General features: G+C 58.5%; 13 protein-coding genes. 3 read left to right on the top strand and 10 right to left on the bottom strand.

Going from position 1 to position 15,706, the window contains the following annotated elements:
* The 4 genes from VO84_RS12680 to VO84_RS12665 form a co-directional block, all read right to left on the bottom strand.
* Complete coding sequence (locus VO84_RS12680) at nt 1-432, bottom strand: OsmC family protein (RefSeq protein ID WP_058187984.1); 432 nt, start codon at nt 430-432, stop codon at nt 1-3.
* Between the two features lie 373 nt (nt 433-805).
* Nucleotides 806-1,531 (bottom strand): M15 family metallopeptidase, encoded by a 726-nt coding sequence (locus VO84_RS12675; RefSeq protein ID WP_231737908.1) that lies wholly within the window; start codon nt 1,529-1,531, stop codon nt 806-808.
* Nucleotides 1,532-1,601: 70 nt separating this feature from the next.
* Nucleotides 1,602-3,392 carry a hypothetical protein gene (locus VO84_RS12670; RefSeq protein WP_197414014.1) on the bottom strand — a complete coding sequence of 597 codons (1,791 nt, stop codon included), beginning with the start codon at nt 3,390-3,392 and terminating at the stop codon, nt 1,602-1,604.
* Between the two features lie 40 nt (nt 3,393-3,432).
* Nucleotides 3,433-4,206: an ABC transporter ATP-binding protein gene (locus VO84_RS12665; RefSeq protein WP_058187982.1), complete on the bottom strand. Its 774-nt coding sequence runs from the start codon at nt 4,204-4,206 to the stop codon at nt 3,433-3,435.
* A gap of 88 nt (nt 4,207-4,294) precedes the next feature.
* Here VO84_RS12665 and VO84_RS12660 point away from each other — a divergent pair, with 88 nt between their 5' ends.
* Nucleotides 4,295-4,612: a PadR family transcriptional regulator gene (locus VO84_RS12660; protein WP_058187981.1), complete on the top strand. Its 318-nt coding sequence runs from the start codon at nt 4,295-4,297 to the stop codon at nt 4,610-4,612.
* The gene (locus tag VO84_RS12655) at nt 4,609-6,114 is read left to right on the top strand and encodes a hypothetical protein (RefSeq protein ID WP_058187980.1); all 1,506 of its coding nucleotides are present in this window, start codon (nt 4,609-4,611) and stop codon (nt 6,112-6,114) included. Before VO84_RS12660 ends, VO84_RS12655 begins: the two co-directional genes overlap by 4 nt.
* A 287-nt stretch (nt 6,115-6,401) precedes the next feature.
* On the opposite strand, the gene VO84_RS12650 is transcribed toward VO84_RS12655, so the two are convergent.
* From VO84_RS12650 to VO84_RS12630, 5 genes are all read right to left on the bottom strand, one after another.
* Nucleotides 6,402-8,066, bottom strand: coding sequence for a M28 family peptidase (locus VO84_RS12650; RefSeq protein ID WP_058187979.1), 1,665 nt, complete (start codon nt 8,064-8,066; stop codon nt 6,402-6,404).
* A 39-nt stretch (nt 8,067-8,105) separates the two neighbouring features.
* The gene (locus VO84_RS12645) at nt 8,106-9,149 is read right to left on the bottom strand and encodes an A/G-specific adenine glycosylase (RefSeq protein ID WP_058187978.1); all 1,044 of its coding nucleotides are present in this window, start codon (nt 9,147-9,149) and stop codon (nt 8,106-8,108) included.
* A 15-nt stretch (nt 9,150-9,164) separates the two neighbouring features.
* Nucleotides 9,165-12,164, bottom strand: coding sequence for an alanine--tRNA ligase (gene alaS, locus VO84_RS12640; RefSeq protein ID WP_058187977.1), 3,000 nt, complete (start codon nt 12,162-12,164; stop codon nt 9,165-9,167).
* Nucleotides 12,165-12,300: 136 nt separating this feature from the next.
* On the bottom strand, nt 12,301-13,620 hold the full coding sequence (locus VO84_RS12635; protein ID WP_058187976.1) for an ABC transporter permease: 1,320 nt from the start codon (nt 13,618-13,620) through the stop codon (nt 12,301-12,303).
* On the bottom strand, nt 13,620-14,588 hold the full coding sequence (locus tag VO84_RS12630) for an ABC transporter ATP-binding protein (RefSeq protein ID WP_058187975.1): 969 nt from the start codon (nt 14,586-14,588) through the stop codon (nt 13,620-13,622). The genes VO84_RS12635 and VO84_RS12630 overlap by 1 nt, the downstream gene beginning before the upstream one ends.
* Before the next feature lie 185 nt (nt 14,589-14,773).
* Between VO84_RS12630 and VO84_RS12625 the strand changes: the two genes are divergently transcribed.
* Nucleotides 14,774-15,079, top strand: a complete 306-nt coding sequence (locus tag VO84_RS12625; RefSeq protein WP_058187974.1) for a putative quinol monooxygenase — start codon at nt 14,774-14,776, stop codon at nt 15,077-15,079.
* A 6-nt stretch (nt 15,080-15,085) separates the two neighbouring features.
* Here the strand turns inward: VO84_RS12625 and VO84_RS12620 are convergent, their stop codons facing one another.
* Complete coding sequence (locus VO84_RS12620) at nt 15,086-15,655, bottom strand: regulatory protein RecX (protein ID WP_058187973.1); 570 nt, start codon at nt 15,653-15,655, stop codon at nt 15,086-15,088.
* Nucleotides 15,656-15,706 lie beyond the last annotated feature (51 nt).

Below are 15,706 nucleotides of genomic sequence, written 5' to 3'. Positions count from 1 at the left end.
CTACACCAGCGTCGCGTCCAGCGTGAGCTCGGTGTTGTTCGCAAACAGCTTCGAGATCGGGCAGCCAGCCTTGGCATTCGCCGCCGCTGTGTCAAAAACTTCCTTGGTTGCGCCGGGAACCTTCGCTTTCGTCGTCAGCGCAATCTTGGTGATCGCAAAGCCGCCATCCACTTTGGCCAGCGTTACTGCCGCTTCGGTCTCAATCGACTCCGGCGTGAGCCCTGAGCCGCCAAGCTGCGCGCCCAGTGCCATCGAGAAGCAGCTCGCGTGCGCCGCGGCAATCAGCTCTTCCGGCGTGGTGCCCGAGTCAGCGCCCTCAAACCGTGTGGCGAACGAGTAATTGGCGTCCTTCAGGACGCCTGTTGCTGTCGAAATCGTGCCTTTGCCTTCCTTCAGGGAACCTGTCCAAACCGCGCTAGCTTTGCTTGCCATTATGCTTCCTCCTTGGGGGGTTCATGTGGTTGTTGCCGCCGACTTTCGTCCCTGATGCGTCACAGCGCAGCAGAGTAGCCGGGGTTAATGGTTCGGGCACGCGCGGAATACTCTCCGCCTGTCTGCCCTCTACTCCATGCTAACCTCTTCCCCATGCTGCCCCACGCGCCCGGCATCCTGAAATCCGGCATAATCGACGATTTTTCACAATCGACCGCAGCTTGCGAGCTCGAATCCGGCGTCGTGGAAGCCCCGATTGATCACCATTGCCAGATATGTCCCACCTGCAGCCACCGACTCACCAGCCACCGCTGCAAGCTCGTCTGCACCTGTTGCGGTTATTACCTCAGTTGCGCGGATTACTATTGAACGTCTATAACCCCAGATCCTCGAATCGCACATTCAGGATCGGATACTGCTTCCAATCCTTGTAATCAAAATGCCACCACTCTTTGGGAATGACAGCGAACCCCTGGGCTTCCATCGCCTGCCGCAGAAGCTCACGCAGAGCTCGCTCGCCCTCCGTGCCGCCCGCATAGTCCGCATACGCGCGCTCTGTCATCTCGTCATATCCGCTCGGCATTTTTACTTCCTTGCCAGTGGCCAGGTCATATAGAGACAGATCGACGGCGCATCCGCGGTTATGTACCGATCCCTTAGCCGGATCAGCGACAAAGATCTTCTTATCGTCCGGAGTAGCGTCCCAGAAAATCTTCGTCACATACCACGGCCGATAGCCATCGTGAATAATCAGGCCGTATCCACGGCTCTTTAGCTCGCGATGCGCGCGCACCAGCGCCTCTGCCGCCGGACGCTGCAGGAAGGCCCGCGCCTGCGTGTACACCGGCGTACCAAGAAAATTGTTGGTCGTTGCGTAGCGAATATCCAGCTTGATGGTCGGGTCAAGTTTTACAAGCTCCACCAGGTCGGGCTTACGAAAGCTTCCCTCTTCGTGAGGCGGCTGATCCTTGAGCGCCTCCGCACGCAGCTCCTCCACTGGGCGCAGCGGAGTGATATGAAAGCTGACCTCCTGCGCAAAACCAATTTGCAGCAGAAAGAGAAAACAAGACCAACGCATCCATGACTTTATCGATTTCACCGCAGCCATACCTCCGCGCTCCCATGGAGAACTTCTGACAGCATACGCGGTATTGCGCCAAATCTTTCGATCAATAACGCAGCCCAAGCTTCATCGGAAAATCATCTTCTCCTTCTTCAAGTTCGATCAGGCCACAATGAATCCGCACAATATCCATGTATTTCCACCGCAGCCACAGATGTGCCACCACAATCACCGTCACGGCAGCCCCGGCATGCAGCCAGTTAGCCTCAATCCATTGCTCAGAAGCCTCTGACAGCCAGATCGTCAATGGAAAGAAGGTGAAAAAGCGCAGCAAAGTAAATGCAAGATTCTCTTCCGTCTGAGGCGCTGCTCCCGTGAACGGCGCCGAAACAACATGCAGAAAGCCAGCATCCGTGAGTAAAAGACACATTCCGATTGCAACTATCAACTGCGCGACCGTGGATTGGAACCCAAGCAGCTCCACCGGCGCAATTATGTGGAAGACCGCAATCGTACTTATCGTCAGCGCAGTGCCGCATAGCATCACCCACACTCTTGCAGCCAGTAGCTTCTCCAGTGTCAGTTCAAGCTGTGGAGGGCTGCCATGCACAAAACGCCATACCCAGCTTCCCTGCCGATTCCCCGGAGAGCCAAAGGCAGTGCGCAAACCGGCAACCACCCAGAAGGCCACCATGCCAATGGAAGCCCTAACCCCGTCTGCCGAAATTTCAGCGTGAAGCATTCCTTTGTGCACCGTGAGGCGCAGTACGGTTGCGACCAGAATCGACAAGCCCACGCCTCCATACAGCACCAGATAAATTCTGTATCGCGGAACGCGTTGCAGCGTCTGCTGAATGAAGTAATACACGGCACGGCGCGCCGGAGATCGCACCGCCGTTCTATGCAGCAGCCAGCGGAGCGGAGCAATTCCGCTTCTCGCCCGCGAACGCGCCGTTGAACCCTCCACAAGCTGACGCTCACGCCGAAAGTACGCAATCGGATAGGTTACAGCCGCGACTCCAGTTGCCATCAGCGTTCCTACGCACGCCATCTTTGCCAGCGTCCCATACATAGGCAATGCGGCCGTGCCTTCAAGGAACCACTGATCGACGCCGAGAAACCAGTAAGGCGGCAGCCACAGCACAATCGCGCTGTGCGATTGCAGCAGAGCAGGCGTAACTCCGGCAAGCACTGGAAACAGCAGCAAGACCATCACCAGCACAGTGACTGCGGCTCCCTGCACGGCGAGAGAAATTTTCTGGAATAGCCGGTCGCCGAGAATTGTGATCAACAGGCCCTCAAACGCCAGAATCGCGGCTGCCGAAAACAGTCCGGCCATCACAACAGAGACGCAGTGTCCCACAAGAAACCGCGGCATATTCGGAGGATCGGTGGCAGCAACAAGCGTCATGGGTGCAAGAAAGTTTGCATCAAAGAGAAAGGCCGAAACGAGAACGGCGATCGCTCCAACACGCGCAAGAAAGACCCTGGTGCGAGAGATCGGCAGTGCTCCCAGCACTAGCACATCCAGCAGATCAGGGAAGAACATGTCCCACTCGTAAACAACAGCCAATCCCATCACAACAAGAGAGTAGGTCACATAGAAAAAATGGTGATTGACCTGCACCCAGTATGGAGGGCGGGGAGGCAGCACACCACTTGGATGCGTTGAGCGGAGGATCAGCGGATGGTATACCGGCCATAGATAGAGCGCCACAACGAAACCTGGCAGACCAGCCGCGAAGGCAATCAACACCATGCGCGTCTTCGCATCTCCATCCGCAGATGCCGTTTCATGATTGAAGAACCGCTCAAGGAAATGACGGATCAAATGTGAAACCTGGCTTCGCTCCGGCTGACGCACCGGCCCCAGCGCAGCCTGCGTATTGAGTGACATGGCCGAAGAATCGGATCGCTGAAAAATACGCTGAATGAATTCAGGCATGAGTGATCTGCATGACCTCCGTGATCTGATGCGCAACTGACCGCGTATCCTGCTGCTGCACGAGCTGCGCAAACACATGCTCCAGGTTTGGCAGGCTCATCATGGCGGCTAACTCGGACGGCGGCGCATCGGCCAGCACCTTGCCTTTCGCAATCACAATGACGCGATTACAGATCTGCTCCACCACTTCAAGCACGTGCGAAATGTAAAGGATGGCCTTACCTTGCGCGGCCAGCTCTTCCAACAGGTCTTTGAACAGCCGCGCTGTTAACACGTCCAATCCCGAAAGCGGTTCGTCAAAGATCAACAGCCGGGGATTGTGGATCAAGGCGGACGCGATCAGCACTCTCTGCCGCATGCCCTTTGAGTAGGTCGAAATGGGCGAGTGTTGCCATGACTCCAGTTGCAGATGGCGCAGCAGACTCGTAGCTTTTGTTTCAATCAGCGCCTCGCCCATTCCGCGCAACCGGCCAACAAGCTGCAGATATTCAAGCCCGGAAAGATATGAGTAAAGATGCGCCTCTTCCGGCACATAGCCGAGCACACTGCGGTACGCCACCATGTCTTCGCGAATGTCTTTGCCTTCAAATAGCACGTGGCCATCGTTGGCGCGGAGCATGCCGGTGATCATCTTCACCGTGGTCGATTTTCCAGCGCCGTTCGGCCCTAGAAAGCCGACAATTTCACCTGGTGCTAGCCGAAAACTCACATCACTGACAGCAGCAATGCCGCGAAAACTTCGGTACAGGTGTTGTGCTTCCAGCATGGTGAGCCCTCCGGAACCCTATGTAGCATTCAGCATAATCAGAATCTTCCTGTTGTCAAGTAGTTTGCTACATAGGTAGAATTCCGCCATGGCTGCCGAGACAAAACTCTCCCATACGGCCGCAATGATCCTGCAGGCAATCCATGCCGGCTACGTGTACGGATTCAGCATTATGGAGGTGACGGGTCTGCCCAGCGGCACCGTCTACCCGGCGATGCGCCGCCTGGAGCGTGACGAGCTGATTCGTTCGCAGTGGGAACTCCAGTCTATTGCCGACTCTGAACAACGACCGCCGCGCAAATACTATAAGCTCACTGCGGTTGGAAAGACTGCCCTTGAATCCTCCCGCAAGCGCTATCCACTACTGGAGCGTCTCTTCCCCGTCGAGGAGGCGCAGCAGGTATGAACCTCAACTTGAATCTTGCCTTCCGCGCAATGAATCTGAGCATGTTGTATGCAGCCTCTCTGCTGGTGTCGGTGGACCGGCGAGAAGAATGGCTCAGCGAATGGAAAGCAGAACTGTGGCATGTGGCAGATGCGCGCATTGAGCGGAGCGCGTTCTGCTGGCACACGCAGCGGGAGGTGGCCGCGTTCTGCCTCGGCTCATTTGCGGATGCGCAGTGCCTGCGGCGGCAGGCATGGGATGAGCAATCGAAAGCTGTGAATGTGCACAGTTCCGCCATGCAATGTCTGCTGTGGCTGGCATCTCTGTTCGTGCTCTGCGCGATACTCGCGTGTTTACTTCCAGGTGTTCGTGCGGAATACGATACTGTTCTTCATCCGGTGCGACCGAATCTGTTGCTGATTGCGGCAACGAATTTCGATGACCACCAGGTACCGGCGATTACCTATGCGGAGTTTCAAAATTGGAGATCGAGCTACCAGCGATATTTCGACGGACTCGGATTTTATCGCACGGATACACAGACAGTAGCTCTCTCAGCAACTCGCAATGGCAAATTCATTGTGGCACTCGCTAGCACAAATATGATGACCCTGTTGGGGCTTCCGGTTCGCGGTGCCAATATAGCCATGGATACAGACCGGAGCCTTCCACAGGTGATTCTGAGCTATGACATGTGGGTTCGCAGCTTTGGCTCTGACCCGCATGCCGCCGGACGGACGATACGGATTGGAGAGCAGATCGTCAGGATCGCCGGAGTGCTTCCGTGCAGTTCATGGAAGCCGCCTGTTAATCCTGATCTCTGGCTTCTTGTACCGGACGCGCAGCTTGCTTCTGGAAATCAGGACGCCTCCGGCTACGTGGTGGCGCATCTGACGAAGATAGGGCAGCAGGCGATGGACACCGAACGGATTTCCGTTACGGTGCGTGGCATGGGAGATCACGAGCCGTCCTTTTGCGGTATCGCGATTAACGGCAACGCGACAGGCCCGTGGAGGATTTATCTCTTTGCGCTCTTCCTCGCCGCTCTGGCGCTGCCTGCCGTGACCTCGCTCTCCATGAGCGAGTCAAGCTTCAGCTCGCATCGGCCATCGTGGAAGCAAAGTATGTCGCGCTGGCTCTTTCTCTGCGCAAAACTTGCGCTGATTTCCTCTATCGCTTACTTTGCTTCACTTGATATTGCATACGCGCGCGTCGGAGGGTATTCGGAAACGGCTGAGCTCATGCAGTTGATGGCAAACTTCCTGCTTTGCCTCTTCGGCTTTCGATGGGCATTGATGGACCAGCGTCAACGATGCCCGGTGTGCCTGCGTCGCGTAACGCACCCCGCCCGAGTCGGACTCGCCTCACAGACCTTCCTGGGTTGGAATGGAACGGAGATGATCTGCGTCGGTGGGCACACCCTGCTGCACGTTCCCTCTCTGCCGACGAGCTGGTTTGGCGCGCAGCGGTGGCTCTATCTCGATACCTCGTGGGAGTTTTTGTTCGCTGACCTGACCCTCTAGTTACGAAGCTCGGGTCTTGCTCTTGTGCCGGAAAAATATTTCTTCAAACTGTGGAAAACTATTGCACAATAATTCGCGGATTCTGCCATACTCATAATCAGTAGAAGAAATAAAAGGCCCGGCTCTCAAGCCGGGCCTTTTATTTTCTACAGTTATAGAGTCACGAAGTTGCACAGTCTTGAAATGAAGATCGCATAAAGATCCAAATAAGAACTGTGCAATCGTCTGCAATCTATACAAAAGAAGTCACTTGGAAAACTGTGCAGCACAGGATAACTTACGCAAATCTACTGAGATTTCTTCCGCGCTGCCTCAAACTCGTCGCCCGGTTGCCACTCGATCGGCATTGGCTGTTCGCTGGCCAGCCAGCCGAGCACAAAGCCGAACTGAGCTAATTTGGCGTTTCCGCGGAAGTCCCATTTAGGGTCGTACTCATCCGAGGGCTGATGGTAGTGGTGAGCCACATAATCCTCGGCCTGCGCCCGTCCCCATGATTCGTCGTGGCCCTCGAAGAGTTCGCCCTGATCGACCGAGAAGGACGGAATGCCCACGCGGGCGAGTGAAAAATGATCGCTGCGATAGTAATGCCCTGCGCCCGGAGTCGGGTCGGGCTGGAGCTTGAGGTCAAAGTCTTTGGCAACGGACTGCACGGTGGGCCAGAAATTGATGCGCTCCGCACCGCCAAGCGTGACCGAGCGTGGGATGCCGATGGGAAGCAGCATGTCATAGTTCAGATCCAGCGTGATCTGTCCTGCGGGCACAGGTGGATGCATGCCGAGATATTGTGAGCCCAGCAAGCCCTGCTCTTCCGCGGTTACGGCGGCAAAGTACATGTCATGCGGCGGGCGCTGTTTCGACTGCGCAACGGCGCGAGCCATCTCGATCAGAATGCCGCAGCCGGTGCCGTTGTCTGCCGCTCCGTTATAGATACCATCGCCCTTGGCGTTCGGATCGATGCCGAGGTGGTCGTAGTGCGCGGTGTAGAAGACGGCGTTTGAACCGGAGGCCGCGCCGGGGACTTTGGCTACAACGTTAGTAGAGTTGTAGCGGCGCACGCGGCTTTCGATGTGGCCTTTGAGCCGGATGGGCAACTCAACGGCGTGGAAGCCTGGCTTGCCGGCTTTGTCTATAAGCTCGTCCATCTTGCCCATGCCCGCTGCATCGAAGAGTTTCTGCGCAACATCATGCTGAATCCATGCGGCAGCGCGGAGCGTGGCGAGAGGATCTCCTTGCAGATAGCTCTTTTCGATAATCTGCGAGTCGCGGACGACCTGCCAGCCGTAACTGGCGAGATCTGTGCGATGAATGATGAGCACGCCCACAGCTCCTCGGCGAGCGGCTTCTTCGTACTTGTAAGTCCAGCGGCCGTAATAGGTGAGCGTTTTGCCTTTGAAGAATTTTTCATCGTCTGACGGCGGCTCGTTGACGATGACGAGTGCGATTTTGCCCTTGAGGTCTATACCGGCGTAATCGTCCCAGTTGTACTCGGGGGCGTGGATGCCATAGCCGACAAAGACAATGGGAGCGTCGATATCGGCGGATGGCTGGCCGGTCTGGTTTTTTGAGACGATGTCGGTGTTGTAGGCCAGGGAGATGGGTGCGCCGCTGGAGGGAGCGAATGAGAAGGTGGTTTTGTCCTCAAGCGTGTGGACAGCGTAGAGCGGAACCTTCTGAAACCAGCTTCCGCCATCGCCAGCGGGAGTAAGGCCATTCAGGGCGAATTGCGTGGCAATGTATTCGGCTGCAAGCTGGTCACCGCGAGTGCCCGGGCCGCGGCCTTCCAGCAGATCAAGCGCGAGAAAGTGCACGTGGGCACGCATGTGCTCGGGGTTGATGGACTCGGCTGCCTGGTGCGCGGCGGGCGGAAGACCAGAGACGGCGGGAACCGTCAGTTGCTGGGCGGCTGCGGGGATGGTAAGCACGGTGGCGAGGGCGATGAGCCTGAGGTTCATGGGATTTCCTGGAGAAGGGATTGGAGCGGATGCCTGTCTCTACGATAACGCTGCCGGGAGGAGTTCCAGACGCTTAAGTATCTTTCGAGCGAGGCCGGTGAGCGGCAGTGATGCCGCTTGAGTGAGCGAAATCCAGTGGCGCTCGCCGCCTTCGACGGTGTGCGCACGGACGGTTTTGGCGGTGGCGGAACGGACTTGAACGTTGTAATTAACCTGCATGATGGAGTGGCGGACAGCGAGAAGCAGGTCTTCCTCTGGAACTTCTGGCGTGTTCAGCATCGGCAGTTCCCATAAGCCGGGCATGACGGATTGTGCGGCGGGGCGCTGCTCAAGCAAGACTTCCTGCGTGGCTTGCCGGCTGCGGGTTTTGCGGAGGACTAGCGCATAGCCGATGGGACGGCTCTGCATTTTGGGCCGGGGCGTGGTTTTGTGTTCGCCGCGTGTTTTGCATTCGGTAAACAGCGGACAGGCGGTGCACTGCGGATTGCGTGGCAGGCAGATGGTGGCGCCCAGCTCCATCATGGCCTGATTGAAGTCGCCGGGATGCGCGGGATCGAGAAGGCGATTCGCTAGTGATCCGATTTCGCGGTCTTGTGCGGTCGCTCCGGCGCCGGAAGCCTCTTCCCAGCCGGCGAGGCGGCAGATGACGCGCTCGACATTGCCATCCACTACCGCGATGGGCTCGCCGTGAGCGATGCTGGCGATGGCGGCGGAGGTATATGCGCCGATGCCGGAGAGCTTGCGGAGGTCCACCGAAGTAGAAGGCAGCGCGTTTTGATGATTGGCAACGAGAGACTGTGCGGCCTTGTGCATCATTCGGGCGCGGCGATAGTAGCCCAGGCCGCTCCAGAGGGCGAGGACCTCTTGTTCCGATGCGAGAGCGAGTGCGGTGACGGTTGGAAGGCGATCCATGAAGATTTTGAAGTGGTCAATGACTGCGGCGACGCGTGTTTGCTGCAGCATGATCTCCGAAACCCAGATGGCGTATGGATCTTCGGTTCTGCGCCATGGGAGATCGCGCTTGTTGGCGTGGTACCAGGTGAGCAGGGCGGCGCGGAGAGATGGGACGTCGGCTAGCTGCATAAAAGCGGCCTCCTCTCAGGCGAGAAGGTCGCTGACGATTTGCGGGACGGCATCGAGAGCTGCGCCGATTTGAGCCTGGTCCTTGCCGCCGGCTTCTGCGATTTCCGGCTTGCCGCCGCCGGAGCCACCGACGAGCTTCGCGACTGCGCCGACTAGCTTGCCGGCCTGGATGCGCTTTACCAGGTCGGGAGTGATGCCGGCGATGATGGCGACTTTACCTTCGGGCTGGGCGCTGGCGAGAACGACGATGGCTTCGCCGGCTTTCTGCTTCAGGTTGTCCACGAGGGTGCGGAGTTGGCCGCGTTCTAGCTGGTCGGCGCGATGACGCAGGACCTTGACGCCTTTGACTTCGACGGCTGAGGCGAGGACTTCGTCGAGACCTCCGGAAGCAGACTTCATGCGTAGTTCGTCGAGCTCGCGGCGGAGCTTCTTGAGCTCCTCTTCTTGTGAGACGAACCTGGCATCGAGGGCTTCGGCGGGGCCGAGAGTTGGCGATGGCGCGAGGCGGGCTGCGAGCTTTTCGACTTCGAAGTCGCGGCGGAAGGTGTCGAGCGAGCCGAAGCCGCTGATGGCTTCGACGCGGCGGACGCCACTGGAAACTGCGCCTTCGCTGGTCAGTTTCAAAAGGCCGATTTCGCCGGTGGCTGCGGTGTGAATGCCGCCGCAGAGCTCAGTCGAGAAGCCGTCAGAAAGCTTTACGACGCGGACCTTGTCGCCGTACTTTTCTCCGAAGAGGGCCATGGCGTGATACTCGTTGACGGCTACGTCGATGGGCACGTCTTCGAGGGTAACGACCGCGGCGTTGGAGAGAATTTCGCGGTTGACGATGGTTTCGATTTCCTGGAGTTCTTCGTCGGCGACCTGCGCGAAGTGGGAGAAGTCGAAGCGGAGGCGCGTGGGATCGACGAGCGAGCCGGCTTGCTTTACGTGGAGCCCGAGAACCTGGCGGAGCGCGGCGTGGAGCAGGTGCGTGCCGGTGTGGTTGCGCTTGATGGAGTCGCGGCGTTGGCCATCGACGATTGTGTTGACGTGGTCGCCGACGGCGAGGTCCTGCTTGAGGAGCGCGCGGTGAGCGCGGACTCCCTGCACGGGGAGGACGCAGCCTTGAATTTCGGCGACGGTCGTGTTGCCATCGGTGGAGAGGAAGACGCCTGTGTCGCCGATCTGACCGCCGGAGTCGCCGTAGAAGCTGGTGTGGTCGAGGACTACATCTACGAGCTCGCCTGCTTTGGCGGCGGGGATGCCTGCGCCATCTTTGACGATGGCGAGGACTTCGGAGTTCGTCGAAGTGAGCTGCTTATAGCCTTCGAAGATGGTCTTTGGCAGCTCGCGGTAGGCGGGGCTGGCGGTCTTCTGGCTGCCGCCTTTCCAGCTTGCGCGGGCGCGGGCTTGTTCTTCGGCGCGGGCCTTCTCAAAACCTTCCATGTCGAAGCCGATGCCAGCATCGCGGGCTGCATCGACCATGAAATCGAGTGGCAAGCCAAAGGTTTCGTAGAGATGGAAGGCATCTGTTCCTGGGAAGGCTACTTTCTGATGAAGGAGGTGGTTTGTGCCGCATTCATTTCCCCAGTATTCGCCTCGAAACTCTGAATACTTTCCCTGAATTACGTCATAGAGGTCATTGATTCGGCTCACATCGTCGTTCCCCGAGAGTGAATTCGTAGCTTTTTCCAAAGCTACGAATTCCGACAAGAGACGTTTTTTCTCGACCAATTGCGAAAGTTGGTCGTCGAGGCGCGTGAGGCCGATTTTAAGCACGCGGTCGAACTGCTTCTCTTCGGCTTCGATGACTTTGGCTACGCGGTCGGTGGAATCGTTTAGTTCTGGGTAAGCGCCGTTCATCAGGTCGCGAACAGCGTAGACCATTTCGAAGAGGAAAGGCTTTTCCTGGCCGAGCAGACGGCCGTGACGGATGCCGCGGCGAAGGATTTTGCGGAGCACGTAGCCGCGGCCTTCGTTTGAGGGCACGACGCCGTCGTTAATGAGAAAGGTTGCCGCGCGGGCATGGTCGGCGATGATGCGGAGGCTGGCATTTTGTACCAGCGATTCAATTCCCACAGGGGCTAAAGCCCCATCTTTTTGGGGTGCGCTTTCGGCACGACTAAAGTCGTGCCCTGTTACAAAGCCTTCAGCCGGACTTGATTCGGAGCCTTTCGTGTCGTGCCCTGTTACGAGGCCCGTCAATTCGCCAGCGCGTTGGATCAGCGGCGTGAAGAGGTCGGTTTCGAAGTTCGAGAGCTTGCTCTGAAGAACTGCCGAGACGCGCTCCAGGCCCATGCCGGTATCGATGGATGGCTTGGGGAGCGGGGTGAGCATGTAGCCGGTGGTTCTGCCGTTTGTTACTACCGCCGAGCGGTCGAACTGCATGAAGACGAGGTTCCAGATTTCTACGTAGCGGGCGTCGTCCTGGCCGAAGGGCAAATCTTTGCCGTGCTCGCTGGCTTCGAGGCCCATGTCGTAGAAGATTTCTGAGCAGGGGCCGCAGGGGCCGGTTTCGCCCATCTGCCAGAAGTTGTCTTTGACGCCGTACTCAAAGATGCGTTCTTTGGGTACGCCGACTTCGATCCAGAACTGCTCGGCTTCGTTGTCGCGGGGGACTTCGCCTGCGCCTTCAAAAATCGTGACGTAGAGCTTGTCTTTCGGGATGCCGTACCACTCGGGGCTGGTGATGAGTTCCCATGCGTAGGCGATGGCGTCCTTCTTGAAGTAGTCGCCGAAGGAGAAGTTGCCCAGCATCTCAAAGAAGGTGTGATGGCGGCGCGTGAAGCCTACGTTTTCGAGGTCGTTGTGCTTGCCGCCGGCGCGAACGCACTTCTGCGAGGTAGCGGCGCGGACGTAGTCGCGCTTTTCGGCGCCGAGAAAGACGTCTTTGAACTGGTTCATTCCCGCGTTGGTGAAGAGCAGCGTGGGATCGTTGGCAGGCACCAGTGAGGAAGAGTGCACGCGGCGGTGCGACTTCGACTCAAAAAAGCGCAGAAATGTTTCGCGGATTTCGTTTCCCGAGCGGTATTGCATACGCTTCCAGTGTAACCACTGCGCGTGGGGCGGGCGGCGCTTCGCGCGATTCGTGCGGGGGATGAGAGCTGCTATCCCAGGTCCGAAAATCCGGACCTGGGGCACCCATTGGTTCATCATTCTTCGTCACTCGCGCCTAAGAGAACTCCCAACGGCGGGCGAAGCGGCGGCCTAGCAGGAAGAGCACTGCGCCGGCACCGAGTAGGACGGCTACTTGCGGCCAGAGGGCGGTGACGGGCTGGTCGCGCCAGAAGACTTTCGTGAAGCCGTCAATGGCCCAGGAATTGAGCGTGAATTGGCCGGCCTTTTGCATGGCATCGCTCATGAGGTAGCGCGGGAACATGCTGCCGCCGATGGAGGACATGGTGAGGATAAGCAGCGTGGAGATGGCTCCGAGCTGGGCGCGGGTTTTGGCCAGGCTGGCGAGGAGCATTCCAAAGGCTGCGACGGCGAAGGCTGTGCTGAGGCCCATGACGAGGAAGCCGGGAATGTGTGTCCAGAGATCAAGGTGGAAGACGGCCCAGCCGAAGACGAACATGGCGGTGAGCTGCGTGAAAGCGAGCAGCGTGTTGTAGGTGAGCTTGCCGGCGAGCAGGGTGGTCATGCCGATGCGCGAGCTGAGGACGCGGTCGAGCGTGCCGCTATCGGCTTCATCGAGCAGCGCGCCCGCGGAGCTGGATGCGGTGAAGAGCAGGAACATGACTCCGACGGCGGCGGCGTAGTAAGAGATCATCGGCTTGTTCTGCGATTCGCCTACGACGGAGCGGGTTTGGACGCTGATGATGCCGTTGAAGCCGGAGCCGGAGGAGGATGAAGTTGGGCTGGCGCTGGCGGTAGTTGCGCTGGTTTGCGTGCGATCCTGCTGGAGTCTTTTGAGGTAGGCGAGGTTGTCGTTCCACTGCTTGCGCTGCTCGGGCGTGAGTGTGCCTATGTATTTTTCCGTGTACTTCTGACCCATCTCAGCCATGGTGGCGGGAAGCGAGGTCATTGCGGCCTTCTGCAGCATTCCGCTGACGACCTGCGGGGCGATGGCGTCGCTGGAGTCGTTGAGGAGCTGGATTTTGTGTGTGTTTTGATCCTGCCCTTGACCAAAGGAAATCGGGTTTGCGCCCCAGCCCTGCGGAATGATGAGCGCAACAGAGACGTCGCCTGCTTTGACGGATGCCTCCGCTGACTGTGCGGTGTAATCAGGCGGGTTGGGCTGGGCTTTCGATGCTTCAGGGTGAGTGCTGACGCGGAGTGTGTCTTCGTGTAGGAGCGCGTTGACGAGGCTCTTTGAGGCTTCGGAGTTGTCCTGGTCGACGATGATGACTTTTACGCGGGGCACGGTGTCATGCATGCTGCCGAAGATGACGGCGAAGATGCTGAAGAAGCCGATGGGCAGAATGAAGGCGAGGGCGAGCGCGGCTCTGTCACGGCGCAGGCTGGCGAAGGCGGTTTGGAGGATGGCAAACATCAGTCTCTGAGCTCCCTTCCGGTGAGATGAAGGAAGACGGATTCAAGATTGGGACGGCGGAGGGCGAGGTCTTCGAGCTCGATCGCGGAGGATGCGGCGTCGGCGAGGAGCGTGGAGATTTCCGTCGATTGCTCAATGGTGAATTCGGCTGCGCCTTCAACTATGCGGCCGTTGTGGCGGGCTGTCCAGGCTGCGATGGTTTCCGGCGAGCCGGTGACGCGCGCGATGACCTGGCTGCGGGAGCCGAAGGAGCTGCGCACGAGCTCGGCGTATGTGCCTTCCGCAATGATGCGGCCATGATCGACGATGGCGATGCGATCGCAGAGGCGCTCGGCCTCTTCCATGTAATGCGTGGTGTAGATGAGCGAAGCACCCTGAGCGCGCAGGGCTTCAATCATTTCGAAGATGCGATTGCGGGACTGCGGATCGACGCCGACGGTGGGCTCATCCATGAGAACCACTTTGGGTTGGTGGATGATGCCGACTGCCATGTTGAGGCGGCGCTTCATGCCGCCGGAGAGCTCGCCGGCGACGGTTTTGGCGCGGTCTGTGAGTGCGGCCCACTCGAGGCACCAGGTGGATTGCTCTTTGAGCTTGCTTCCGGAGAGGCCGTGGTAGCGGCCGAAGGCGATGAGGTTCTCGGCGCAGGTTAGGCGCGGGTAGATGGCTAGCTCCTGCGGGATCCAGCCCAGGGCCTGACGGGCGGCTGTGCTTTGGGCGGCGCTGCCGAAGATCGAAACTGTTCCCCTGTTGGGGATGACGCGGCCAACGATGGAGCGGATGAGCGTGCTTTTGCCTGCGCCGTTGGGGCCTAGCACACCGAGACATTCTCCTGGCGCGAGCGTGAGCGAGATGCCGTCTACTGCGGTGAGCGAGCCGAACCGCTTGACCAGGCCGGCGATCTCGAGCGGCAGAGTTGCGCCGGTAATCGCTGCAGCCGATGCCAGCTTGACGGTTGTTGCGGACACGATGCGGAACTCCTCTCAGTGGAGCGTGAGGCAATCGTACCTTAGATACGCCACACGAGATACGCCACATGGCGGGCGCGAGTTCCGTCGGCGTATGAATACATGGCGAATACAGGCGCGCGAATGTAACTCGATTGGCTGGCGATACGTCTCATAAGAGCAGCGAAAAATCTGGAGGACAAAACATGGACACACTGGCGATTCTGGCACTGCTTGAGGCGAAAGCTGGAAAAGAAAACGAAGTAGAAGAGTTCCTGAAGTCAGCGCAACCGCTGGCGGAGCAGGAGACCGGAACGACGAGCTGGTATGCCGTAAAGCTGGGACCGGCGAAATTCGGCATCTTCGATACGTTCAAGGACGTAGAGGGCCGGAATGCCCACCTGACGGGCGAGATCGCCAAGGCACTTTTTGCCAAGGCGGAGGAACTGTTTGCTACGCCGCCGCAGGTGGAAATGCTGGATATTCTGGCGAGCAAGGTTCCGAAGGTTTAACGGGGCTCATTCGTTAAGTGGCTCGTCTTCGAGTGAGTCTTGAATGGTTTCGATGGCCGACAAGGTTTCTTCGGGGACGTCCCACTGGCGGAGGATTTTGTAGATGACGCGGGTGGAAAAGCCGGCGGCGATGAGGCGGCGCAGTATGCGGGCGGTTTCCTTTTCGTTTTCGGGCTTCTTGAGACGCTTGCGCTCGATGTGCTGACGGGCGAGAGCTTCTTCGTCGGTTCCGGCGTAGCGCGCTTCAATGGTTTCGTTGACGATGGGTGCCGGGACGCCTTTCTGTGTGAGCTTCTGGCGGACGGTGCGCTGACCTAGCTTCTCGTTTTCTACGCGGAGGCGGGTGAAGGTCTCGGCGAAGGATTTGTCGTCTAGGTAGCCGTGCTCTTTGAGGCGTTCTATAACCGTATCGATGACGGGCTGACCGGCCTCGCCCGGTTCGACGCGCTGGCGCATGAGGCGGCGGAGTTCGGCTTCGGTGCGCATGGTGCGGCCGAGGGATTTGATGGCGTAGTCGTAGAGGCCAGCTTCGTTGAGTGGGGCCTTCGGCTTCGAGGATTTGCGGGCGAACGGCATCGGAAAGCATACCTCAGGGCCTAAAGGCCCCAATCGTTTGTGGATATTATT

Origin of the sequence: Occallatibacter gabretensis, assembly GCF_001449115.1 — a bacterium.
Taxonomy (GTDB): Bacteria; Acidobacteriota; Terriglobia; order Terriglobales; family Acidobacteriaceae; genus Telmatobacter; species Telmatobacter gabretensis.
This window is presented reverse-complemented; position numbering and strand designations above follow the sequence as displayed.